This window comes from Archangium gephyra, assembly GCF_049060025.1.
Lineage (GTDB): Bacteria > Myxococcota > Myxococcia > Myxococcales > Myxococcaceae > Archangium > Archangium gephyra_A.
In genome coordinates, this window is record NZ_JBMEQQ010000002.1 from 5,524,520 (window position 1) to 5,546,029 (window position 21,510).

22 protein-coding genes are annotated in these 21,510 nt (G+C 71.0%); 11 read left to right on the forward strand and 11 right to left on the reverse strand.

Annotation, left to right across the window (positions count from 1 at the left end; translation table 11 throughout):
* Window positions 1-17: 17 nt before the first annotated feature.
* From ACN28I_RS23975 to ACN28I_RS23985, 3 genes are read right to left on the reverse strand one after another with little or no spacing between them, the layout of a single operon-like run.
* Window positions 18-359 carry a DUF2378 family protein gene (locus tag ACN28I_RS23975; RefSeq protein ID WP_420948704.1) on the reverse strand — a complete coding sequence of 114 codons (342 nt, stop codon included), beginning with the start codon at window positions 357-359 and terminating at the stop codon, window positions 18-20.
* The gene (locus ACN28I_RS23980) at window positions 265-615 is read right to left on the reverse strand and encodes a hypothetical protein (protein ID WP_420944272.1); all 351 of its coding nucleotides are present in this window, start codon (window positions 613-615) and stop codon (window positions 265-267) included. The genes ACN28I_RS23975 and ACN28I_RS23980 overlap by 95 nt, the downstream gene beginning before the upstream one ends.
* 26 nt (window positions 616-641) lie before the next feature.
* On the reverse strand, window positions 642-977 hold the full coding sequence (locus tag ACN28I_RS23985; protein WP_420944273.1) for a TerB family tellurite resistance protein: 336 nt from the start codon (window positions 975-977) through the stop codon (window positions 642-644).
* 582 nt (window positions 978-1,559) lie between these two features.
* Between ACN28I_RS23985 and ACN28I_RS23990 the strand changes: the two genes are divergently transcribed.
* Both ACN28I_RS23990 and ACN28I_RS23995 read left to right on the forward strand, forming a co-directional pair.
* Window positions 1,560-3,656, forward strand: coding sequence for a hypothetical protein (locus tag ACN28I_RS23990; protein ID WP_420944274.1), 2,097 nt, complete (start codon window positions 1,560-1,562; stop codon window positions 3,654-3,656).
* Window positions 3,657-3,688: 32 nt separating this feature from the next.
* On the forward strand, window positions 3,689-4,432 hold the full coding sequence (locus ACN28I_RS23995; RefSeq protein ID WP_420944275.1) for a hypothetical protein: 744 nt from the start codon (window positions 3,689-3,691) through the stop codon (window positions 4,430-4,432).
* 27 nt (window positions 4,433-4,459) lie between these two features.
* Here ACN28I_RS23995 and traC read toward each other — a convergent pair whose 3' ends face one another.
* On the reverse strand, window positions 4,460-6,268 hold the full coding sequence (gene traC / locus ACN28I_RS24000) for an outer membrane exchange accessory lipoprotein TraC (RefSeq protein ID WP_420944276.1): 1,809 nt from the start codon (window positions 6,266-6,268) through the stop codon (window positions 4,460-4,462).
* A 248-nt stretch (window positions 6,269-6,516) separates the two neighbouring features.
* Between traC and ACN28I_RS24005 the strand changes: the two genes are divergently transcribed.
* The 7 genes from ACN28I_RS24005 (at window position 6,517) to ACN28I_RS24035 (ending at window position 11,479) form a co-directional block, all read left to right on the forward strand.
* On the forward strand, window positions 6,517-6,759 hold the full coding sequence (locus ACN28I_RS24005; RefSeq protein ID WP_420944277.1) for a hypothetical protein: 243 nt from the start codon (window positions 6,517-6,519) through the stop codon (window positions 6,757-6,759).
* Between the two features lie 196 nt (window positions 6,760-6,955).
* Window positions 6,956-7,912: a DUF4202 family protein gene (locus ACN28I_RS24010; protein ID WP_420944278.1), complete on the forward strand. Its 957-nt coding sequence runs from the start codon at window positions 6,956-6,958 to the stop codon at window positions 7,910-7,912.
* Window positions 7,909-8,997, forward strand: coding sequence for a CgeB family protein (locus tag ACN28I_RS24015; RefSeq protein ID WP_420944279.1), 1,089 nt, complete (start codon window positions 7,909-7,911; stop codon window positions 8,995-8,997). The genes ACN28I_RS24010 and ACN28I_RS24015 overlap by 4 nt, the downstream gene beginning before the upstream one ends.
* A gap of 3 nt (window positions 8,998-9,000) precedes the next feature.
* On the forward strand, window positions 9,001-9,786 hold the full coding sequence (locus tag ACN28I_RS24020; RefSeq protein ID WP_420944280.1) for a nucleotidyltransferase family protein: 786 nt from the start codon (window positions 9,001-9,003) through the stop codon (window positions 9,784-9,786).
* A gap of 265 nt (window positions 9,787-10,051) precedes the next feature.
* Window positions 10,052-10,906: a PIG-L deacetylase family protein gene (locus tag ACN28I_RS24025; protein WP_420944281.1), complete on the forward strand. Its 855-nt coding sequence runs from the start codon at window positions 10,052-10,054 to the stop codon at window positions 10,904-10,906.
* Window positions 10,897-11,181 (forward strand): hypothetical protein, encoded by a 285-nt coding sequence (locus tag ACN28I_RS24030; protein ID WP_420944282.1) that lies wholly within the window; start codon window positions 10,897-10,899, stop codon window positions 11,179-11,181. The genes ACN28I_RS24025 and ACN28I_RS24030 overlap by 10 nt, the downstream gene beginning before the upstream one ends.
* Entirely contained in the window at window positions 11,153-11,479 is a 327-nt protein-coding gene (locus ACN28I_RS24035; protein ID WP_420944283.1) for a hypothetical protein, read from the forward strand. The genes ACN28I_RS24030 and ACN28I_RS24035 overlap by 29 nt, the downstream gene beginning before the upstream one ends.
* A 27-nt stretch (window positions 11,480-11,506) precedes the next feature.
* Here the strand turns inward: ACN28I_RS24035 and ACN28I_RS24040 are convergent, their stop codons facing one another.
* Both ACN28I_RS24040 and ACN28I_RS24045 read right to left on the reverse strand, forming a co-directional pair.
* Window positions 11,507-11,995 carry an alpha/beta fold hydrolase gene (locus tag ACN28I_RS24040; protein WP_420944284.1) on the reverse strand — a complete coding sequence of 163 codons (489 nt, stop codon included), beginning with the start codon at window positions 11,993-11,995 and terminating at the stop codon, window positions 11,507-11,509.
* 71 nt (window positions 11,996-12,066) lie between these two features.
* Window positions 12,067-13,182, reverse strand: a complete 1,116-nt coding sequence (locus tag ACN28I_RS24045; RefSeq protein ID WP_420944285.1) for a UTP--glucose-1-phosphate uridylyltransferase — start codon at window positions 13,180-13,182, stop codon at window positions 12,067-12,069.
* Between the two features lie 315 nt (window positions 13,183-13,497).
* On the opposite strand from ACN28I_RS24045, the gene ACN28I_RS24050 reads away from it, so the two are divergent.
* Window positions 13,498-14,199: a hypothetical protein gene (locus ACN28I_RS24050; RefSeq protein ID WP_420944286.1), complete on the forward strand. Its 702-nt coding sequence runs from the start codon at window positions 13,498-13,500 to the stop codon at window positions 14,197-14,199.
* Between the two features lie 237 nt (window positions 14,200-14,436).
* Window positions 14,437-14,700 carry a DUF2188 domain-containing protein gene (locus ACN28I_RS24055; protein WP_420944287.1) on the forward strand — a complete coding sequence of 88 codons (264 nt, stop codon included), beginning with the start codon at window positions 14,437-14,439 and terminating at the stop codon, window positions 14,698-14,700.
* Here the strand turns inward: ACN28I_RS24055 and ACN28I_RS24060 are convergent.
* The 5 genes from ACN28I_RS24060 to cphA form a co-directional block, all read right to left on the reverse strand.
* Window positions 14,676-15,632, reverse strand: a complete 957-nt coding sequence (locus ACN28I_RS24060) for a JmjC domain-containing protein (protein ID WP_420944288.1) — start codon at window positions 15,630-15,632, stop codon at window positions 14,676-14,678. The genes ACN28I_RS24055 and ACN28I_RS24060 overlap by 25 nt on opposite strands.
* Window positions 15,633-15,717: 85 nt before the next feature.
* Window positions 15,718-16,569, reverse strand: coding sequence for a cyanophycinase (locus ACN28I_RS24065; RefSeq protein WP_420944289.1), 852 nt, complete (start codon window positions 16,567-16,569; stop codon window positions 15,718-15,720).
* Window positions 16,570-16,781: 212 nt separating this feature from the next.
* Window positions 16,782-17,651 carry a cyanophycinase gene (locus tag ACN28I_RS24070; RefSeq protein ID WP_420944290.1) on the reverse strand — a complete coding sequence of 290 codons (870 nt, stop codon included), beginning with the start codon at window positions 17,649-17,651 and terminating at the stop codon, window positions 16,782-16,784.
* Window positions 17,648-18,763, reverse strand: a complete 1,116-nt coding sequence (locus tag ACN28I_RS24075) for an amidohydrolase family protein (protein ID WP_420944291.1) — start codon at window positions 18,761-18,763, stop codon at window positions 17,648-17,650. Before ACN28I_RS24075 ends, ACN28I_RS24070 begins: the two co-directional genes overlap by 4 nt.
* An 8-nt stretch (window positions 18,764-18,771) precedes the next feature.
* Window positions 18,772-21,399, reverse strand: coding sequence for a cyanophycin synthetase (gene cphA, locus ACN28I_RS24080; protein ID WP_420944292.1), 2,628 nt, complete (start codon window positions 21,397-21,399; stop codon window positions 18,772-18,774).
* Window positions 21,400-21,510: the final 111 nt, after the last annotated feature.

Consider the following 21,510-nt stretch of genomic DNA (forward strand, 5'->3'; position numbering starts at 1 on the left):
GGCCCCTCCGGCCCGCGTCACCAGGCGCAGTGCAGTTGGAAGTTCATCCCCGGCGGCAGGCACGGCCCCAGCGTGACGGTGATGTTCACGCCGGGGATGCCCTGGGCGATGACCGTGTAGGCCCCCAGCAGGAACGAGGGCCCCATCAGCTCGCGCTTCCACAGCAGCCGGGCATGGCTGGGCCCCTCGCGCTCGTACTTGCGCTCGCCATACGTGACGAGGACGCGCGCCGACGACTGCGAGAGGGCCAGCCGCTCATGCGGCTCATTGCCCACGGCCAGGTGAGCGGCCCTGCTGAACGGTGTGCCCTGGGTGATGCGGGTGACCCAGCCGCCGAGGCTCCTCCAGGGCCTGCGTATAGGACAGGAGCCCCTGCTTCTCGGCGAGGTCCGCCGCGCTGCCCACCATCCGCAACAGGTCCGCCACGGGATAGCGCTGCACGCTCACCCACGGCCGCAGCGGCCACGTGGAGCTCCGCACCGCATCCGCCTGCTGCCTGCCCAGCAGCTCCCGGATCGCCAGGAAGGTGTTCTCGCAGAAGATCCCGGAGATCTGCTCTTCCGGCGTGGCCAGCTCGATGCGCTGCGCCAGCGCCTCTCGTGTATCCGCGTCCATCGACTCTCTTTCGGAGCTGTGGCGGCTCAGCGCCCGGCGTCCAGAATGAGGCGCAACTCCTCGAGCATCTCCTGCTCGGCGGCCTGCAGCTTGCCGTCGCTCGCGATGAGCGCACGCGCCGCCTCGAAGACCTCGTCCGGACGGCCGCGCAGCAGTCCCAGGTCCGGCGCCGGCAGCTTGACGCCCCCCTCCAGCGCCTTCTTGAGGGCGGCGACCTCCTGCTCCGGCACCCCCCAACTGCGCGCCGCGCCGAGGATGGTCCCCACCTCCTGCACGTCGATCTGCCCATCGCTCCAGGCCAGTTGGAGCATCAACTTGAGCACCTCGGTATTGAAGTGATCCTCGGGGGTGGGTCTCGCCATGGGGGCGCAGCCTCGCCGTTCCCGCCGCCAACGTCCATGGGGAGAGGGCCCCGGAGCCCTGAAAGCCCGAGAGCCCCCACATCCCAGCGGGCGGCCCGAACCGGGCTCCGTCCTCCGGCGCACACCCGGGGCGGCGCGGTGCCCCTGCGCTGCCCACCGGCGGACACCCTCCGCCCGGCCAATTCCTCGCATTTCCCCCCTTCCCAGCAATCCCTTGCACCCGCTGGCCAGGGATTCACACCCCAGGGGCACGGCTCCGCCCGGGCTGCAGAGCCGCCAGCCCGGCAAAAGCCTGACAATGCCCCACGCGCGCCCTGCAAGTCATTGTTTGCCCGGCTCTACGCGGGAGCCGTTTTCCCTGAGATACAGCGGGGTTCCGGGGTCTCGACCCGGAGGAGCGGACTTTTCCAGCCCCGCGCCCCCGGCGGAAAGCATGAGCAAAGAATGGCACTGTCCGCCTTGACGAAAGGGGGCCCCGGGCGTTCTCTTTTCATGCAAGGGATTACCCTCGTCGTGGAAGAGCACGACCACGGCGAGGCGGCGCCAGCAGCCGCCATCCCGAAGAGGGAGGAGGAGCCACACATGCGTGGAGACGTGGAGACATCGGCCGGGGCGGGCCTCGCCGCCGGCACCTACTCGGGCTATTCGCTGCACGCCGAGGGTCCGGAGAAGGGCATCAACCTCATCCTGTCCCAGCCCGGCATCAGCAGCAGCCGGGTGACGCGGCTGAGCCCCACCGTGGTGTGGGCCCTGCCCGAGCCCGGCGCCGAGCTGCCTCCGCGCGACCGCCTGCTGCAACTGCTCCTGGACGACAACGGCCGCACCATCGGCCCGCTGCGGGGAGCCTTCTGGAGCGATCCGCGCCGGTATGACGCGCCCATCGGCATCCAACTGGTGGGGGTGACGCGGGACCAGGGCCGGCAGATCCTCTCCGTGCTGGACGCGGCGGCCCGCGAGGGACGCGCCCTGCCCGCCGTGTCGCCGCAGCCCATCGAGGAGTCCTTCGTCGAGCCCGAGCGCATCCGCTCCATCCTCAAGTCCGTGTGCGTCATGAAGCACGAGGGACTGCTGCGGCAGCTCGGCCGGACGCTGCGCGTGTCGCTGGAGTACTTCGACGTGGCGTCCTCGCAGCTCCACTGGCGGCTGGAGGAGCCGGGAGCCAACTGGGGCACGGCGCCCTATGACATTGAAGTGGTGGGCCACAACACGGCCTACCGCATGCGCGTGCCCGCGCTGGAGACGCGGGGCGGCCGGATGGTGACGCCCCTGCCGCGGCGGCTGTGGAAGGTGCGCCACCGCTCGCACCGGCGTGTGCCCGCTCCCGCTGGAATGACGGCCCACTTCCACCACCCGCTGTGGGGCGAGCTGGGCTCGCTCGAGCGCGAGGTGGTGGACCTGTCCTTCCATGGCCTGTGCCTGCGCGGCACCCCCGAGGATCTCATCTTCCCGGGGCTGCTGCTCCAGCCCCTCGAGGTGCGAAGCGCGAGCGGTGAGTCCATCCTCCTGCGCGGCGAGGTCCGCTACGTGGGCGGCAAGCCCCAGGACGGGCAGCGGCTGTTCGGCCTCCAGGTCACCCCGCGCACGCCGGTGGACGAGGCGCGCTGGGTGCAGCTCGTCTCCCAGGCGCTCTGCCCTTCCACGCGCGGCGCGGAGGAGCTGCTCGAGCCGCTGTGGGAGCTGTTCGTGGACTCGGGCTACTTCAACCTGGCCGGCAAGACGACGGAGCACTTCGAGGAGCTGCGCGCCGGCTTCCTGGAGACGGGCCACCACGCCGCGCGCCAGCCCCGGCTCTTCTGCCAGACGGTGTGGCCCTCGGAGCGCGGGGTGGAGGCCACGCTGTCCTCCGTCCGGTCCTACCGCCACACCTGGCTGGTGCACCAGCTCGCCAAGCGCTCCGGCAAGCCCACCACGGACGTGCCGCCCGGACAGATTCTGCGCGACATCCACGTGCGCACGCTGGAGCACATCCAGAGCGATCCCCACTTCCGGTGGCTCGTCGCCTACACCGAGTCCACCGTGCCCCTCATGGAGCGCGTCCACCACACCTACGCGCGGGAGCACGAGGCCAGCGGCGAGGCCCTGGTCATGCCCGTGCGCCTGATGCACGTGAGCTGCGATGAGCCCAGCGGGCTGTCCGCCCAGGGGTTCGACATCGGCCCGGCCCGCTTCGAGGAGAAGACGCGCCTGGTGGAGCAGATCGCCCGCACGCGCCCGGCCTGCTACGTGGACGCGTTGGACCTGTCGCGCGAGCGGTTGGATCTGCGGGACACGATGGAGACGTGGCACGAGGCCGGGCTGGAGCGCGAGCGCCAGGTGCTGGTGGCTCGCCGCGACGGCGTGGCGGTGGCCGCCCTCCTCCTCGAGCTGGGACAGCCGGGGACGAACCTCTTCCGCCTGCTGGACGCGGCGCGCCTGTTCCCGCTCACCCTCGACGGCCCGGACGCCTATGTGGCGCTGCTGGACGCGGCCCGTGAGTGGTACGCGCGGCGGGGCCGCGGCGCCTTCGTCTTCCTGCGCGAGGACGAGGACGACAGCTACACCGCCGCGGCCCGGCTGCATGACGAGCCCGGCACGAAGCCCTGCCTGTGGATGCTCTCCGCGAGGCTGCTGCCGGATTTCCTGGAGTACGTGAGCGAAGCGACCGTGGGCCGCCTGACGCCCGTGGCCCCCACCGTTTGAAGTGCCGTAGCCGTACCGAAGGAGTTGCCGCCATGAGTCTGGTCAAAGAGCTGTATGAGCCCTACGTCCTGCCCGCGCGAGCCCGCATCTCGACGGACCCCGTGATGCGCAGGCTGGTGGACCCCGCCATCGAGCCGGCGGTCCTCGAGCGTTTCTTCATCCAGTACCACTCGTTCGGCGTGTACATGACCGAGCCCGTGGAGGGGTGGATCCGCCGGGCGGGCCAGCGCTGCCTCGTGCTCGGCCTGGACTCGGTGGGCAAGGGGCTGCTCAAGCACTCCAAGCAGGAGTCAGGCCATCACCAGATGATGACCGACGACGTGCGGATGCTCGTGCGCCGCTGGAACATCCGGCGCCGGGCCATGCTCCACACGGAGCGGCTGCTGGCCCAGTACCCCACGGACGCGATGCGGGCCTACCGGCAGCTCCACGAGGCGACCATCGCCGGAGAGCTGCCGGCGGCGCAGATCGCCATCGAGTTCGAGATCGACAACCTGTCCCTGGTGCTGGGGCCGCACCTGCTGTCCAACGTGGCGCGGGTGCTCGGCCGGGAGACGCTGGAGGGGCTCAGCTTCCTCAAGGAGCACGTGCAGCTCGACGTGGGCAGCACCAACTCGCGGATGATGGAGGAGCTGCTGCAGCTCATGCCGGAGAACGCCCGGACGCTCGCGGAGGCCGGCGCCGAGGCGCTCGACATCTACCTGCGTTTCCTCGGGGACTGCCTGCAGACGGCCGAGGCCGCGCTCTGGTCCCCGAACGAGGCGATGGCCGGCTGAGGCCCCGCCCCGTGCGCCACGCGCGCCTCAGCGCCCGTAGATGGACTCGGGATTGGTGAGGCCGCGTGCCTGGGCCAGCGCCTGGAGGATGTCCTGGGGAGGCGCATCGGCGGTGAGCAGCAGCGCGCGCACCGCCGTCTCCACCACGTCCTCGGCGCTGGGGCGCACCATGCCCCGGCGCGCGTCCTCCACCCGGCGCTGGCGGTAGACGTCGAAGTGCTCCATCACCCGCTGGGCGATGGACGCCATGGCCTTGTCCCCCGCCTCCACACGCAGCTCCGCCTCGGTGCGGAGCTGCACGGGGTCCGCCAGCACGCCCACCTTGTCGTAGGCCTTGTTGGCCGAGTCCTCGTGCATGGCCGCGTAGTCCTCGCTGCGCGGTGAGGCCGCCACCGCGTCCTTGGACAGCGCCACCAGCCGCTCGGTGACGCTCGCCGTGATCGACAGCCGGTGCAGCTCCACGTCATACGGGTAGTCGGCGTAGACGGGCTCGTCCACCGTGAGGGGCTCGCGGTAGTAGGCGTCCCGGCCGCGCTGCACCTCGCGCCGCTGCGCCTCCGCGCTCTCCTGGGCCGACTCCAGCCGGCGCTCCAGCTCCTGCGCCGCCGAGGCCCGCTGCGTCAGCGCGCTCTCCTCCGCCTCGCACTGGGGGTTGCAGCGCGAGGGGCTGCACTCCTTGGGCACCTCCCCGGGCCTGGCCTGGCCGAAAGCCCGCACGCACTCGGCCAGCGCGGTGCTGCACGCCTGGCGCTCGCGGGAGCGGCAGCGGCCGGCCACCTCGCGCGCCTGGGCCAGCTCGTCCTGCTTGCGCAGGTAGTCGCGCAGCACGCCCGACAGCTTGCGCTCCACCTCCTCCAGCTTGCGCTCCTGCTCCAGCAGCACCGACTCCGTCTGCAACCGGCGCGGGTTGGGCACCGCCTTGTTCGTCACCAGGTAGCGCTGCGACTTCTGCGCCTGCTCCACCGACTTCACCGGCATCACCCGCTCCACCGCCAGCCCCAGGCGCACGCCCTCGTGGTCCTTCGGCGCATCGGCGGTGATGACGCGGATGGGCACCTCCTGCGGCAGCAGCGCCGACAGCCGCCCGGGCGACAGCCGCTGCGCCACGTCCGGCGCCTCCGCCTTGTCCTCCGCGGGCCCCGTCACCACCAGGAAGGCCACCTCGTCCTGAAGCTTGCGGCGCACCACCTCGGCGCGCTCGAGCGCCGGCGTGGCCCCCACCCGCTCCTGGTTGGCGCGCACGTACGCCAGCAGCGCGTTGCCCAGCTTGCCCTCCTCCTCCAGCCGCTGCGCGGTGCCGAACCACCGGCGGGCCAGCGCCGTCTGCACCGCCACCACGCCCTTGCGCGCCGCCACGTGGCCCTCGTCCACCGCCAGCACCGCGTCGAACTCGGCCCGGGCCTCCTGCAGCCGCTCCTCCTGCAACGCCTTCCGGGCCACCTCCACCCGGGCGTCCAGCGTCTGGGTCAGCAGCATGCGCGCATCGCCATTCTCGCTGTCCAGTTGCAGCGCGCGCACCAGCAGCGGGGTGGCACCGGCCAGGTCCCCCTCGGCGTGCTTCGCCCTGGCGCCCTGGAACACGTCCGCGCTCCAGGCCTGGCGCAGCTTGAGCAGCTTCGCCTTCGCCTCCGAGTCTCCGGGCTCCGCGGCGAGGGCGCGCTGGTAGGCGTCCTCCGCCTCGGCCCACTTCTGCTGGGTGGCGAACTCATCCCCCGCCTTGATGGCGCGGGCGAAGGGCGAACAGCCAGCCGCGGCGAGCAGGGTGAAGACGGTGAAGGCGATCAGCCCCAGCCTGCGGGCCAGGAGAGACGAGGGGGGGTCGGACAGGGAACGCACGGGGGGCATTCTCCGGGAAAGCGCCATCCGGATGAAGCGCCGAGTGAAGGTCCACCGGACAGACGGTCAAGCCCCTGGAGCCGCCGGTGTCACGGCCTTGCCACGAAGCGCCCGCTCGCTCGCCTGTTATGTGGACGAGGAGCCTCCCCGCGTGCCCCTTTCGCGCTCGGGAATGACGCGACGCACCAGTGGGTATGAAGAGGTCCCCCGAGGGGGCCCACGGATTCTAGAGAGGGAGTTTCAGCGACATGGCCTGCTCGCCACCCAAGCCCAACCCCACCGAGCTCCGCCTGCCCATGTGGGCGGACCACCACCGCGTCGAGGACTACCGCAATGTCCACTGCCGCTACTACTCGGTGTGCATCGACGCGGCCGTCCGTGAGGACTGGGAGGGCTTCACCTGCCAGAAGTGCCCCATGTTCCACAAGGACGAGGCGCCGCACGCGGATCAGTACGCCTTCGACCAGCCGGCCGACAACGGCCGTCCGTAGTCCAGCAGTCTCCCGGGTGGACCCACCCGGTTGTGCGCCAGCGCACGGGTGCCCCGCCCGGCACCGTGCACTGGCACACGTGAGGCTCGTCTCGCGGTGCATTGGCCCACGCGCCCATACACGGGGCCCTGGCCATTCCACCCTGGCGGCAGCAGTTTGACGCGTCCTCACGTGCGGGCCACCCGCGGGAGACGCGATGATCCGACAGCTCCTGCTGTCCGAAACCGACTTCCGGGCTGATGAGGCGACGCCCACGCACTCCGGTGCCTTCGTCCTGCTGGCCGAGGAGTTCCCCACCATCACGGTGTGGCCCCTCACCCTGGACGGGCACCAGAACGTGCTCAAGCTGGACGCCCAGCAATGGCGCGCCCCGGGGTTCGATCCCTTCGACTGGGACGAGCGCATCTTCACCGCCGACGCCTCCGGGAACCTCGCGGGCCACGACCTGGCCCTGCACATCACCGGCTCGCCGCGCGAGGCCCTGGCCGCCACGGCCCTGGAGGTCCTCACCCGTTACCAGGGACTGATCGGCCGCCGCAACGCCGCCTCCGCCGGGGGCCTCTTCGACGCCATCCTCTCGCGCCACCTGGCCCTGCACGACTTGAGCAAGCCGCTCGTCGTGGCGGACTACCGGCATGCCCTGGACACCTGGCAGTGGGTGCTGCGGCTCGCGCCCCATGCGGACCTGGCCCTCCAGACGGCGGCCCTCTTCCACGACGTGGAGCGCCTGCTCTCCGAGGCCGACGCCCGCGTGGAGCACCACGCCTCGGACTACCAGGCCTTCAAGGACGCCCATGCCGCCCGCGGCGCGGACGTGGCGTGCGCGCTGCTCTCGGACGTGGGCATGGACAAGGCCACCATCGAGCGCGTGCGCTGGCTCATCGGCCGCCACGAGCGTCCCGAGGGCGACATGAGCCTCACGCTCCTCAACGACGCGGACGCCCTCTCCTTCTTCTCGCTCAATGCCTCGGGCTTCGCCCGCTACTTCCCGCTCGAGCACACCCGCCGCAAGGTGGCCTACACGCTCGGACGGCTGCGCCCCAATCAGCGCTGGCGGCTGGCCCGTGTGCGGCTCGCCCCCCAGGTGCGCCGCCTCCTCGAGGAGGCCGTCGGGGCCATCACCCTGCCCTCCACCCTGCAGGAGTCGGCATGAAGCTGGTCATCTTCGGCCTCACGGTCAGCTCTTCCTGGGGCAATGGACACGCCACCCTCTGGCGGGGGCTCATCTCGGCCCTCACCGCCCGCGGCCACCGCGTCGTCTTCTTCGAGCACGACCAGCCCTTCTACGCGAACCACCGCGACCTGCTCGAGCTGCCGCCGGGCTCGGAGCTGATTCTGTATGCCTCCTGGAAGGACGCCCTGCCCCAGGCCATCCGGCACCTGCGGGACGCGGACGCGGGCATGGTGACGTCCTATTGCGCCGACGGTGTCGAGGCGGGCCGGCTGCTGCTGGGCTCGCCCGTGCCGGTGAAGTCCTTCTATGACATGGACACGCCCGTCACCCTGGAGCGGGCCGAGCGCGGAGAGGACGTCGAGTACATCGGCCCCGAGGGACTGGGCGGCTACGACATCGTGCTGAGCTACACGGGCGGCGAGGCCCTCACCGGGCTGCGGCGGCTCTTCGGCGCGCGCAACGCCCTGCCCCTGTATGGCAGCGTGGATCCGCGGGTGCACTTCCCGGTGGATGGCAGGCCGCACTACCAGAGCGACCTCTCCTACCTGGGCACCTACGCCGCCAACCGGCAGGAGGCCCTGGAGCGCTTCTTCCTGGAGCCCGCGCGGCGCATGCCCGGGCGGCGCTTCGTCATCGGCGGGGCGCAGTATCCGCAGGACTTCGCCTGGACGCCCAACCTCTTCTTCGTCCAGCACCTGCCGCCCGTCGAGCACCCGGCCTTCTATTGTTCCTCCAGCCTCACCCTCAACGTCACCCGCGCCCCCATGGCCGCCATGGGTTGGTGCCCCTCGGGCCGCCTCTTCGAGGCCGCGGCCTGCGGCACCCCGGTGCTGACGGACGACTGGGAGGGCCTGGATTCCTTCTTCGTTCCCGGCGAGGAGGTCCTCATCGCGCATTCCACCGAGGATGCCGTGGAGGCGCTCTCCCTCTCGCCGGAGGAGCTGGCCCGGGTGGGCCGGCGCGCCCGGGAGCGTGCGCTCACCGAGCACACCGCGGAAAGACGTGCGGAGGAGTTGGTGGCGTTGTTGGACGGTGGGCGCGTCTCGAACCATGCGAGGAACTGAAACATGTGGGGACTCATACCCGCGGCAGGCATCGGCAGCCGGATTCAACCCCTCGCCTTCTCCAAGGAGCTTCTGCCCGTAGGAGGCCGTTACGACGGGAAGACGGAGCGGCCCAAGGCCGTGAGCGAGTACCTGGTGGACCGCATGGTGCGCGCGGGCGCCGAGAAGCTCTGCTTCATCATCTCCCCGGGCAAATCCGACATCGTCGAGTACTACGGCGGCTCGGTGGGCGGCGCGCAGGTCTGCTACGCCGTGCAGCCGGAGCCGCTGGGCCTGTGTGACTCGCTCTTCCGCGCCGTGCCCCTCATCCACCCGGACGAGGAGGTGCTCATCGGCCTGCCCGACACCGTCTGGTTCCCCGAGGACGGCCTGTGCCGGCTGCCGAGCGGTGGGCTCTCGTTCCTCTGCTTCCCCGTCGCCCACCCCGAGCTCTTCGACGCCGTGGTGGCCGACAAGGACGGCACGGTGCGGGAGATTCAAGTGAAGCAGGCCGCGGCCACCAGCCATTGGATCTGGGGCGCCTTCAAGCTCACCGGGGCCATCCTGCGCGAGCTGCATGCGCTGTGGCTCACCCGCGAGCCGAGAGATCCGTACATCGGCACGCTGGTGAACGAGTGGCTCGCCCGGGGCGGCAAGGCGCTCGCCGTGCGCGCGGGCGAGTCCTACGTGGACGTGGGAACGCTCAACGGCTACCGCGAGGCCATCCAGCTCCTCGGCACCCGGGCTGCCCGCGGCCTGGACTCGGAGAGCACCACGGTGCTCGCGCCGCGGCCCGAAGAGCACGTGTGAGCCAATCTCCCCTCTCCCCCCGGGAGAGGGACGGGGTGAGGGTGCCGGGTCCACCCGGGTTGCATCCCCCACCCGTGCTCACGGAGTTGAAGAACGGTGACGGACACCCTCACCCTGACCCTCTCCCGGAGGGAGAGGGGACAGTTGGGAGAATTGGGGCGGGCTGGGGCGGGTTGAAACAGGGTGGCTTGGCACGGGATGGAGCGGGACAGGGCGGGATGGATGGGAGGCGGCGTGGAGAGAGCACCAGGAAGGAGGCCCATGCATGCGGCCTCCTGATGAATCGGCGTCCTTGGACAAATATCTGGGCGGTGACGGGCGCACCGTCGGAGACATCCTCGCGCCCCTGCTGCTGCCGCCCCAGGCCCTGCGGGGCTCCGTCCTCTTCGTGGCCGCACACCCGAATGACGAGGTGCTGGACGCCTCGTGGCTGCTGCGCCGCAGTCCCGGCTGCCACGTCGTCCACGTCACCGACGGCGCTCCACGGGATGCCTCGCTGCGCGCCCCCGGTTCCCCGCCCACGCGCGAGGCCTATGCGCGCATCCGCGAGGAGGAGTCCTTCGCGGCGCTCTCCCTCGCCGGAGTGCCCCGGGACAACCTCTTCTCGCTCGGGGGAGTGGCTCACGAGGCCGCGCAGGAGCTCGCCACGCTCACCGGGTACCTGGTGGCGCTGATCAAGGCGCTCCGCCCGGCGCTCCTCGTCGTCCCTCCCTACGAGGGCCGTCATCCGGACCACGACTCCGCGGCCTTCATCTCGCATGCGGCCGTGGCGCTGCTGGCCCGGACGGGGCGCACGCCTCCGGTGCTGCTGGAGATGGCGCCCAGCTTCCTCCCCGCTCCGGATGGACGTCCGGTGGCCACGGTGGCCTTCACCGAGGCGGAGTGCGCCGCCAAGCGGCGGATGCTCGCGTGCTACGCCTCGCAGAGCGGGGCCTTGGAGTCCTTCCCGGTGGGGTGCGAGAGCTACCGGGCCGCGCCCCGCTACGACTTCACCCGTCCACCGCGCGAGGGAGCGCTCCCGTACGAGACCTCCGGCAGGAGGATGACGGGCGCCCGCTGGCGGGAGCTGGCCCGCGAGGCCCTCGAGGCACTGAAACTTCCGGAGGCACCATGGCACTGAGCACGGACATCGGAACACCCCACCTCCGGCCAGCACGAGCACCCGCTCCCCTCGAGGTGGAGGAAGTCGTCTCCCTTCGGGGCCTCGAGCAGCTCCAGGGCGAGTGGCGCTGGTTGTGGACGCGCTGTCCCACGGCCACCACCTACCAGCGGCCGGAGTGGCTGCTGCCCTGGTACCGGAGGCTCCGGCGCGTCCTTCTCGCCGCGGCCGCCCTGGGTGGTGACCCTGCGCAGCGAGGGCCGGCTCGTGGGGCTCGCCCCGCTGGCCATCCGTGAGGAGGACGGGGCCCGCGTGGTGCGGCTGCTCGGCGAGGGCAGCGCCGAGCACCTCGACGTGCTGATGGATCCGGTGCTGGCCCCGGAGGGGGTGCGGACCCTGTTCGACTGGCTCGCCCTCAACGGCGAGCACTGGGACACGTGCGTCTTCGAGCAGCTCCGGAAGGAATCGCCCCTGCTGCACACGCCCGCGCCCGAGGGCTGGGGCGATCAGACCGAGGCGCGGGCGCCCTGTCCCCGGACGGGCCTCCGCCACTACCGGCGCACCCTCTGGCACGGACCCACGAGCAAGGTGTGAGGCCCGGCACGAAGCGGGAGGCGCCCGTCACACACCGGGCCCGCCCGCGAACGCGAGCACGGCCCGGGTGAACTCCCGTGAATCGGTGATGAGCCAGTCGTGGCTCCCGGCGCCGACGTACACCCGGGCATGCGGCAGGCGCTCGCGCAGCCGCTCCGCGCACGACAGGGGCATGGTGTGGTCCCTCCGGCCCCACGCGAGCAGTACCGGCATCCGCACCCGCGGCGCCCACCGGAGCAGCGCCGCCAGCGTCCACGGCTTGCGCACGGCAGCCGAACGCCCGGAGCCCGGCAGCTCCACGGTGAGGACCCGGAAGTGCGCCGACAGCCTGCGGATGAGCGGCAGGTAGCTGCGCGCCCGCACCAGCATGCTCGCGAGCAGGAGCAACACCGGCCCCTCTCCCGCTTCCAACACCTGGGCCCGGACGCCCTCCACCTCCACCTGGCGCCGGGCGATGCGCGGGGGCAGCACTCCGACGTGCCCCTCCCCCGCCAGACCGCTCGTGCGAAGCCTCATCCCCGGAAGCTTGGGTCCACCGCCCCTATAAAGGAGCGTGGACCCCGGCCGGGGTACGGCCGCTCACCGGCTCAGGAGCCCAGCAGGCGCGGCTTGAGCCGCTCCGCCACGCGCGGCAGGTCGTCCGGCGCCTTCACCGGCTCGAACCGGCTGGTCGCCGGGTCCACGCGCTCCACCTCGATGAAGGCCACCGGCATGAGCGGCTGGCCATCCGAACGGGTGAGGCTGCTGGCCTCCGCCGTCACCTGCTCGAGCTGAATCACCGGCTTGTCGTCCACCTTCTTGGAGACCACCCGGTAGGGAATCGGGACCTCCTTCGCGATCATCGCCTCGAGATCGAAGGTGATGTTGTTGGTGGAGATGAACCCATGCTGCGCCGGGTCCACCTTCTCCACGAGCTGGAGCTGGCCCTTGAGCCGCACCGGCGCCGCGCCCGCGTCGAGCGCCCCGCTGGGGTTCTTGCGCGGCGTCACCTCCACCGTCATGGCCTTGCCCTGCTTGATGTGCAGGCCGATGACAACCGGGTCCAGCGTCGCCCCCAGGTTGTCAACGTTGGAGAAATACACGTGGCGCACGCCGCGCCGGGCCAGCTCGTCGCCCACGCCGCTCTCGCGCAGCGCCCGGAAGACGTCGCCGTGCCCGGAGGGCGCGAACGACGGCTTGCCCTCGGCGTCCTTGAACAGCTCGCCATTGGCCGTGAGCCGCGGGAGCATCCGCTGGCGGAAGAGGAACACGTTCTCCTGCAGCCGGTGGTCCGCCAGGAACTCGGCGATCTCGTCATGGGTGAGGTAGGACGTCATCAGCGCCATGGGCACCGGACGCCCGTAGAGCCTCCCGAGCTGGCGAGCCTCCTGCAGCTTGAAGTCGAGGAAGGTCTTCCCTCCCGCCACCTGCACGAGCCCCTTCACGCCGCCGCCGAAGCGCGTGCCGGCGCCACCGGCCACCACGAGGCCGGCCACATGGCCCTTGCGGAACGCCTCCTCACCGCGCGCCTTGCAGTCCTCGTACTCGGGAGTGCCGGGGCGCGGCAGCGGCTGGATATCCCCTTCCTGGAGCGGCTGGAGGGAGCCCGCCAGGGGCGGGGCTTCGATCAGCTCGCCACGTTTGAACCGGGCGAGCAGCTCGCGGAAGCTCGCGGCGTCGAAACCGTCACGCGCGAGCTGGGGATTGTCGAGATCCGTATCCATCAGTTGACCTGTCACGGGTGCAAAGGGTTCTGCGCACCTCCACGGTACGCAATGTCCGCTCTGGACCCCCCCGGTCTCGCACGAACGATGCCACGGGGGAAGAGGCCAGTCTGGTAAGCTGCCAGACACTCAACGCCCGCGCTCATTTCCCCTGTCCCGAGGGGAGAGGGAGCATTCGTCCGCCTCGCTGAGGCGGCTCGTCCATCCATGCTGGGAGCCCGGCGTCGGTCCACTCGGCTTTCTTGGCTTCACGTCCAATGCTGCGGTGCGTGATCGGTACGTAGCCTCCCAAGAGGACCAATGGGAGGAAAAGCCATGAAGCACATCAAGACGGTGGTGGTGGGTGCGTTGTCCGCGGCGCTGCTCTTCGGCGTGGGGTGCAAGGGAGCGGGCGGCTCTGGGAATCAGGGAGCGGGCGGGGCCGACACGACCCAAGGCGGCGGCACCACCGGAGGTACCACGGGAGGTGGAACGACGGGAGGTTCCACGGGCGGAGGTACCGGAGGAACGGGTGACATCGGCGGGACGGGCACCGGCGGCGACATCGGTGGCGGAAACGTGGGCGGCGGCGGCTCGGGCAGCGTGGGTGGCGGCGACGTGAGCGGCGGCGGCACGAGCACCGGTGGCGGCACGGGCACGGGCGGCGATCTGGGCGGCTCCGGCACCGGTGGCGACATCGGCGGCACGGGCGGCGGCAACATCGGCGGTACGGGCACCGGTGGTGACCTGGGCGGCTCGGGCACCGGTGGTGACGTGGGCGGCTCGGGCACCGGTGGTGACATGGGCGGCTCGGGCACCGGTGGCGACCTGGGCGGCACTGGTACCGGCGATGACATGGGCGGCTCCGGCACCGGTGGCTCGGGCACTGGCGGCGATCTGGGCGGCACCGGCACCGGTGATGACATGGGCGGCTCGGGCACGGGCGGCGACATCGGCGGCTCGGGCTCCGGCGACGTGGGCGGCAGCGGCTCGGGCTCCGGCGGCTCCGTGAACCCCGGCGGCAGCACGGGACGCTGATACCAGGGAGACTGGCGCGCGCGGCTGCCCTGGCAGGGCCCGTGCGCCGGCCAGCCCATGACGAGGGCCCCGGGTGGGTAAAGCCCGGGGCCTTGCCATTTCAGGGCCCCGGCCCCAGGACGTCCGTTACTCCCTGTATCGGGATGTATCGGAGCCCCCGCCTGCTCGCCCGGGTGCTTTCCGCAAGCTGATCCCAGGGACAATGCGTCGTTCGCCTGTGGATGACAGGTTGATTTTATGAGCCTGGCGATTCGGAAAGAGAGCGAGCGACGCGAGGTGGGACCCGCCAACAGCCGACGGTGGGTGATCGTGGCGGCGGATGGCCGGGGTTGGTACGTCCGGCTCGAGGGCAGGCGCAGCCTCGAGCGGTTTTCCAACGTGACGCAGGCCATCCACTGCGGGCGCAGGCTGGCGCACCAGCACAAGCCCTCGGGCCTCGTCGTCCGCTACACGGACGGTGAGGAGGAGGAGTCCTGCTACGAGCCCGCGGTGAGCCCGTAACGCACCGCTCGTCTCACCCCGCTTCTCACCCCTCCTTGTCGCGAGAGGTGCCTTCGCGCAGCACCGAGGAGCGCAGGCCCGCCGTGGCGGCGGCGGCCATGAAGCGCAGCACGAAGCGCGGGTCCTCCATCATCCGCGTCACCTCGCCGCCGAGCTTCCCGGAAGAGCGCGCGGTACGCCTCCATCTTCTCCGGGTCCGACAACGGGGAGGCGTGGCCCAGCATCGGCAGCCGCCGCTGCCACGCCGGCGAGCGCAGCAGGTGCGTGCGGATGAAGTCCAGCACGTCGATGCCCGTGGGAGGCATGAGCCCCACGGAGATGGAGATGGCCTCCTGGTCCGGCGCGGTCACCTCGTGCCAGTAGCCGCCGGGAATGTAGAGCCAGTCACCCGCTTCCAACCGGCACTCCTGGACGGGAGTCCGCTCGCGCGAGGGGTTCATCTCGTCGGTGAGCGTCTCGTGCAGGGGCGTGGGGTTGAGCGTGTTCTGGCGCAGCAGGTAGCGCTTGGCCCCGGCGGTCTGGAAGATGAAGACCTCCTCGGGGTCGCAATGCCAGCCGAAGCTGCCGTGGCCCGCGGGCGTGCAATACACCTGCAGGTTGACGGTGCCCTGCAGCTCGGCGGAGAGGGTGCGCCCCAGCTCGGCGAGGCCGGCGTCGTACCGGTCCGGGTTGCGCAGGGCCAGGGAGTAGCCCTCCTGGAAGCGCGCGCGGGCCTCGGCGGCGGTCGTGGGCCGGGGGCCGGGCCACAGCTTGCCGTCGCGCACCAGCAGCAGATCACACGCGGTCGTCTCGACGAGGCGATCGACGGTGGCCCACGTCGCCAGCTCCCGCAGGTGCGCCGCCGTGGCGGGCTTCGCGAGAGGCTGCTTCTGGTAGTGCTCCTGGAGGAAGGTGGAGCGGGGAACATCGCCCAGGATTGTATCGATGAGCATGGCGTGAGCGGACACGAGGGGGGCCGAGGATGCACCTGTTGCCAGGAACAATCCAGGAGACCCGCTCATGCCACCCGGCGCCGCGTCAGTGGACGTGGGCCCCCGCCGCTTCGGCCGGGGACGCGCCCTTCCGGAGGTGCTTGGACCGCTCCAACTGTTCCTCCACTTTCCGGGCGAACTGGTGCGACGGTTGGCGGCTCCGCAGGTCGTAGCTGTCGCCCTGGCTCAAGACATGGAGCCGGACGTTGAAGAGCGAGAGGGCCCGGTTGTCCTCCTCCTCCGCCACGTTGGTGTAGGTCGCGTCCTCGGCGTCGGCGACGTAGACGGCTCCCGCGCCGATGACGGTGAAGCGCTCCTCCCGCTCGACGATGACCGCCGTGTCCTCGTCGATGCCCAGGCCGATGAAGCGCGGATTCTGGGCCACCGCGCCCAGGAGCCGGCCGATGCGCCCGCGCTCGGCGAAGTGCTGGTCGACGATGACGTCCCGGATGAACCCGAGCCCCGGGGCCATCTGCAGCGACTCGCCAATCTTGTGGCTCTCCCGGCTGGGCCCGGTCACGAGCATCGTGTCGGACATGGCCGCCGCGCCCGCCGAGGTACCCGCCACCGTGCCGCCCTGGCGGTAGAACTCCTCGACCGCGGCGCACAACCGCGTGCCCGCGAAGCGCGTGGTGATCTTCAGCTGCCCGCCACCGGTGAAGAAGAAGGCATCGGCCCCTTCCAGCAGATGGAGGGGCGGGTCGAGCAGCAGGTCCGCGCGCCGCTCGATGTCGAGGTGGACGACGTCCGAGCACCCGAGCTTCCCGGAAGGCGCGCTCATACGTCTCCCAGAGCTCATGGGGCACGTCGCTGGCCACCGTACAGACGACCACGCGCCCCCCCCGTGCGCAGCTCGCCACCTGGCGCAGGATGAGACGGTCGTTCTCCCTGTCCTCATGGCCACCAATGATGATGAGGCGCCCGGCGATCGGCCGCCGCTCGTCGGGGGGCGACAAGGCGCGCGCCCCGGGGCCCTTCGAGCCGTCGTCCGGCCTCGACATCTGGGTCCGGCGCTGCGCCGTGCGCTCTCGCGCCACGCTCTTGCCGTTCCCCCCGTTTCCCTTGCCGGCCTGCCCGTTCTTCTTCGTCCCGCCCGTCTTTCGTTCCATGTCACTCACTCCTCTCCTGGAGCACGCTTCCCCCACCCGCGTCACTCTTCTCGGGAGACGGAACGATGGGACGGCGCTCCTTCAGGTTGTAACGATCTCCCCGGCCCAGGACGTGGACACGCGCGTCATGGACGGTGAGGATCCTCTCGGGGTGCCTCTCGGAGAGACTGGTGAAGCGGATGCCCCGGCCGTCGATGATGTAGACGGCGCCCGAGCCGAGGACGGTGAGCTCCTCGTCGTTCTCCGACACGAGCACGGCGGTGTCCTCGTCGAGGCCGATGCCCAGGTTGTGGGGATTCTGCGCGACGGCGCCCATCAGCCGCGCGAAGCGGCCCCGCTCGGTGAAGTGCGAGTCCACGACGACGCCCTTGAGCAGTCCGAGCCCCGGGGCCATCGCCAGGGTGCTGAGGCAGGAGCGGTTGGTGGGTCCGCCGATGAGCATCGTCTCGGACATGGCCGCCGCGCCCGCCGAGGTCCCGACGATGGCCGCTCCCTCTTCGTGCAGCGCGAAGATGCGCTCCAGCAGTGGCGAGCCTCCCATCTGGCTGGTGATGCGCAACTGGTCTCCGCCGGTGAAGAAGAGCACCGAGGCGCCCGCGAGCTTCCGCACGTTGGCGGGCTCATAGGCCTGCTCGCGGTTGCGGATGTCGAGCACCTCCATCTGGCGCACGCCCAGCCGGCCGAAGGCCTTCTGGTAGATCTCCGCCAGCGGCTCGGGCTCCATGGAGGCCACGGTGAGCACGACGATGCGCCCACCCTCCTCCCCCAGGGCCTTCCTCGCGGCCTGACGCAGGATGGCGCGCTCCTCGTCCGAGTCCTTCTTCTCGCTGCCGCCAATCACCAGCAGATCGCCCCGGCGCCGCTGCGTCATGTCCCGCGGCCCTCCGGCGGGACGAACAGCTTCCCGTTTCCGACCCGCCGCTTCCCCCGCGTGAAGACGTGGACGACGTCCAGGGTGCGCGCATCCAGGAGGAGGAGATCCGCATCCATTCCCGGAGCCAGCCGTCCCTTCTGGCGCAGCTTCAGCGCCGCCGCGGGGTTGGCCGTGAAGAAGGGCAGCACCGTGTCCAGCGCCAGCCCGTGCTCGCGCACCGAGGCGACGAGCTCCTGGTGCAGCCGGGCCGGTTCCGCCCCCGCCGTGTGCGCATCGGAGGACACCGTCAGCCGCTCGGGCACGCCGCCGTGCTCGAGGTAGTAGCGCAACCACCGCCCCAGCCCGGGGTCCACGGTGTCCATGTCGACATAGGCGCCCCGGCGCGAGAGGGCGATGGCGTCATCCAACAGCTCATCGGTGCGGTTGGCGTGGGTGGCGTAGAGACACTCGGGCCGCACCTCGTACGTGTCCAGCAGCTCGTGGAGCTGGGACATGCGGGCGCGTCCAGGTCCCGTGTGGAAGTGGGTGACACCGGCCTTTCCGGAGAGCGTGCCGCCCACCATGGTGTCGGCCACCACGCGCGCCAGCTCGGCGGTGCTCGCCTGGCTGGAGCGGGCATCGGCGATGGCCAGCTCGCCCACGCCGAGGACGCAGTCGATGAGCACCAGGTCCTCCACCACGGAGCCGGTGAGGGTGCGCGGCGGGAGATGGAAGCCCCCGGTGTAGAGGAAGGCACTCACCCCGCCCTCGGTGAGCTGCCGGGCCTTGCCCACCAGCGCGCCCAGGTGCCGCGTGGCGCTGTCCGTGCCCAGACAGCCCACCACGGTGGTGATGCCCGCGAGCAGCAACTGCTCCAGCGTCACCTCGTGCATGCGGCTGGCGAAGCCCTTCTCCCCGCCCGCGCCAATGAGGTGCTCGTGCGGATCCACGAGGCCCGGGACGACGAGACAGCCGCGCGCATCCACCACCTCGCACGGAATCTCCAGGGACGTCAGCCGCGCCTCGTCCACCGGCCCCACATGCGCGATGCGTTCCCCCACGAGCAGCACCGGCTGGACGCCCGCCGGTGCCGGGGTGTGGAGCTCGCCATCGCGGATGAGGGTGAGCATCGGGCCGCCTATTCGAACGCCTGGGTCACCGGCGTCTCGCAGGCCTCCACTTCGGTCTCGTCCGCCGCCGCGAGCTCCCGGATGACCGCCAGGGCCTCGTCCACCAGGTCCGCGAGGATGATGATGCGGTCTCCGGGCTTCGAGCGGGCGAAGGCCCGCAGAATGCCCTGCCGGTGGTCCGGAACAATCTCATGGGGAGTGCCCGGCTTCAGGCAGCTCCGCATGAGCAGGGGCACCTCGTTCTCCGCGCGCTCGCGCCGGTCCCTCAGGTCATGGAGCACGTACTCGTCCACGAAGGGGAGCGTCGCCTGGACGGTGGCCAGGAGGTCCTCGTCCCGGCGGTCCCCCGGCAGGCCGATGACCATGATGTTGCGGCGCTCTCCGCCCCGGGGCACGGTCTCACCGAGCGCCTTGACGGCGGCGACGTTGTGCCCGTAGTCCAGGATGACCTGCCGCCCCGCCACCCCGAGCACGTTGAAGCGGCCCGGCGCCATGGTGGGGTCCATGCGGAAGGTGGTCAGCGCGCGCACGATGAACGCGGGGTTGAGCCCCTGGGCCCAGGCGGCCGCGGTGGCGGCGAGCGCGTTCTCCAGTTGGAAGCGGATGGTGCCTCCGGCGGTGAAGGTGATGCGGTCCAGGTGCGTCAGCAGCAGGCGGCGGCCGTCGCGGGCCGTGACGATGGTGCCGTTCTCGACGAACACGCCCATGCCGCCCCCGGCCAGGTGGGCCTGGAGGATGGGGTTGTCCGCGTGGCGCGAGAAATAGACGACCTTGCCCTTCGTGGCGGCCGCCATCTCCGCCACCAGCGGGTCATCCGCGTTGAGCACCGCGTGGCCATCCTTCGCCACCGACTCGATGACGACCTGCTTCACCCGCGCCAGCTCCTCCAGGGTGTTGATGCCGCCCTGGCCCAGGTGGTCCGGGCTGACGTTGGTGACGACGCCCACGCTGCACCAGTCGAAGCCGAGTCCCGCGCGCAGGATGCCTCCGCGCGCCACCTCCAGCACCGCCACCTCCACGCGCGGGTGCAGCAGCACCGCCTGGGCGCTCCTCGGCCCGGAGCAGTCGCCCTCGAGGATGCGCTCGCGGCGGATGTACGTGCCATCCGTGCTCGTCATGCCCACGCACTGGTGCGACGTCTCGAACATGTGCGCCACCAGCCGCGTCACCGTCGTCTTCCCGTTGGTGCCGGTGATGGCGACGATGGGGATGCGCGAGGGCGCTCCATCCGGGTAGAGCGACTCCACGATGGGCCCGCCCACGTCGCGCGGCAGGCCACTCGTCGGCTGCAGGTGCATGCGCAGCCCGGGCGCCGCGTTCACCTCGACGATGGCCCCGCCCTGCTCCATCAGCGGGCGCCGGATGTCCTTGCACAGCAGATCGATTCCGGCCACGTCCAGGTTGAGCACCTGCGCGGCGAGCTCGGCCATGTGCGCGTTGCTCGGGTGCACCTCGTCCGTCACGTCCGTCGCGGTGCCGCCGGTGGACAGGTTGCAGTTCTGCCGCAGCTTCACCACCTGCCCCGGTGCCGGGACGGACTCGAGCGACAGCCCCTGCTGTCCGAGCACCACGCGCGCGGCATCGTCCAGCCGGATGCGGGTGAGGGCGCTGCTGTGGCCCGGGCGCCGGCGGGGATCCTGGTTGGCCACCTCGACCAGCTGCGCCACGGTGCGCTTGCCGTCGCCCACCACCTGCGCCGGGTCTCTCCGGGAGGCGGCCACCATCTTCCCGTTGACGACCAGGATGCGGTAGTCCTCGCCCTCGATGTGGCGCTCCACCAGCACGTCGCCGCGGAACTGGCTGGCCACCTCGTAGGCCTGGCGCACCTCGGCCTCGGAGCGCAGGTTGACCATCACGCCCTTGCCCTGGTTGCCCGCCTCCGGCTTGAGGATGACGGGCAGGCCCAGTTCCTCGGCCACCTCCCACGCCTCGTCCGCCGAGCGCACGGTGCGGCCCTCGGGCACGGAGATGCCCACGTTGCGCAGCACCATGTTGGTGAGGGGCTTCTCCTGGCAGATCTCCACCGCGAGCGCGGAGGTGTCGGACGTCTGCGAGGCGAGAATCCGCTTCTGGTGGATGCCGTAGCCGAGCTGCACGAGGCTGCCGGTGGGCGTGAGCCGGCGCACGGGGATGCCGCGGCGGCGCGCGGCGTCGACGATGGCGCGCGTGCTCGGCCCCAGCCGGTAGTCGTCGGCCATGTCGCGCAGGCGCTCGAGGGCCGAGGGCGCGTCGTAGGCCTCGTCGAGCATGGCGGCCAGCGTCATCTCCAGCGCCGTCTTGAAGGCCTCGCGCGCGGGCTCCTCCTCCTCATAGGCGACGACGACGTTGTAGACACCGCGCTGGCCCGTGCCCCGCGCCCGGCCATACCCCACGTCGAAGCCCATCTCGTTCTGCAGCGCGATGGTGACGTGCTCGGTGATGTGGGCCAGCCAGGTGCCGCGCCGCAGCCGCTCCACGAACCCGCCGGGCCTGCCGATGCTGCACTCGTGCTTGTGCAACCCGGGCAGCCAGGACGTCAGCCGCTCGACGAAGCCGGGGAAGGTGTCGCTGGGCCGTTCCTCGAAGGGTCCGATGTCCAGCTCCACCTTCAGCACGGGTTTGTAGGCGTAGAGGTTGGGTCCCCGCAGTGCCTGCATCCTTCGGATCGTCACACCATGGGAGTTCATGGAAGGAATTCCGGGTCAGGGTGATTCAAGAGATTTTGGCGACATCGCCAGATGACTGTTTTTAGAGGTATCCCCGCCCCC

Coding starts and splice junctions, on each gene's coding strand:
- ACN28I_RS23980 (WP_420944272.1), bottom strand. CDS start 615: ATGGACGCGGATACACGAGAGGCGCTGGCGCAGCGCATCGAGCTGGCC.
- ACN28I_RS23985 (WP_420944273.1), bottom strand. CDS start 977: ATGGCGAGACCCACCCCCGAGGATCACTTCAATACCGAGGTGCTCAAG.
- ACN28I_RS23990 (WP_420944274.1), top strand. CDS start 1,560: ATGCGTGGAGACGTGGAGACATCGGCCGGGGCGGGCCTCGCCGCCGGC.
- ACN28I_RS23995 (WP_420944275.1), top strand. CDS start 3,689: ATGAGTCTGGTCAAAGAGCTGTATGAGCCCTACGTCCTGCCCGCGCGA.
- ACN28I_RS24005 (WP_420944277.1), top strand. CDS start 6,517: ATGGCCTGCTCGCCACCCAAGCCCAACCCCACCGAGCTCCGCCTGCCC.
- ACN28I_RS24010 (WP_420944278.1), top strand. CDS start 6,956: ATGATCCGACAGCTCCTGCTGTCCGAAACCGACTTCCGGGCTGATGAG.
- ACN28I_RS24015 (WP_420944279.1), top strand. CDS start 7,909: ATGAAGCTGGTCATCTTCGGCCTCACGGTCAGCTCTTCCTGGGGCAAT.
- ACN28I_RS24020 (WP_420944280.1), top strand. CDS start 9,001: ATGTGGGGACTCATACCCGCGGCAGGCATCGGCAGCCGGATTCAACCC.
- ACN28I_RS24025 (WP_420944281.1), top strand. CDS start 10,052: ATGCGGCCTCCTGATGAATCGGCGTCCTTGGACAAATATCTGGGCGGT.
- ACN28I_RS24030 (WP_420944282.1), top strand. CDS start 10,897: ATGGCACTGAGCACGGACATCGGAACACCCCACCTCCGGCCAGCACGA.
- ACN28I_RS24040 (WP_420944284.1), bottom strand. CDS start 11,995: ATGAGGCTTCGCACGAGCGGTCTGGCGGGGGAGGGGCACGTCGGAGTG.
- ACN28I_RS24045 (WP_420944285.1), bottom strand. CDS start 13,182: ATGGATACGGATCTCGACAATCCCCAGCTCGCGCGTGACGGTTTCGAC.
- ACN28I_RS24050 (WP_420944286.1), top strand. CDS start 13,498: ATGAAGCACATCAAGACGGTGGTGGTGGGTGCGTTGTCCGCGGCGCTG.
- ACN28I_RS24055 (WP_420944287.1), top strand. CDS start 14,437: ATGAGCCTGGCGATTCGGAAAGAGAGCGAGCGACGCGAGGTGGGACCC.
- ACN28I_RS24060 (WP_420944288.1), bottom strand. CDS start 15,632: ATGCTCATCGATACAATCCTGGGCGATGTTCCCCGCTCCACCTTCCTC.
- ACN28I_RS24065 (WP_420944289.1), bottom strand. CDS start 16,569: ATGAGGACAGGGAGAACGACCGTCTCATCCTGCGCCAGGTGGCGAGCT.
- ACN28I_RS24070 (WP_420944290.1), bottom strand. CDS start 17,651: ATGACGCAGCGGCGCCGGGGCGATCTGCTGGTGATTGGCGGCAGCGAG.
- ACN28I_RS24075 (WP_420944291.1), bottom strand. CDS start 18,763: ATGCTCACCCTCATCCGCGATGGCGAGCTCCACACCCCGGCACCGGCG.
- cphA (WP_420944292.1), bottom strand. CDS start 21,399: ATGCAGGCACTGCGGGGACCCAACCTCTACGCCTACAAACCCGTGCTG.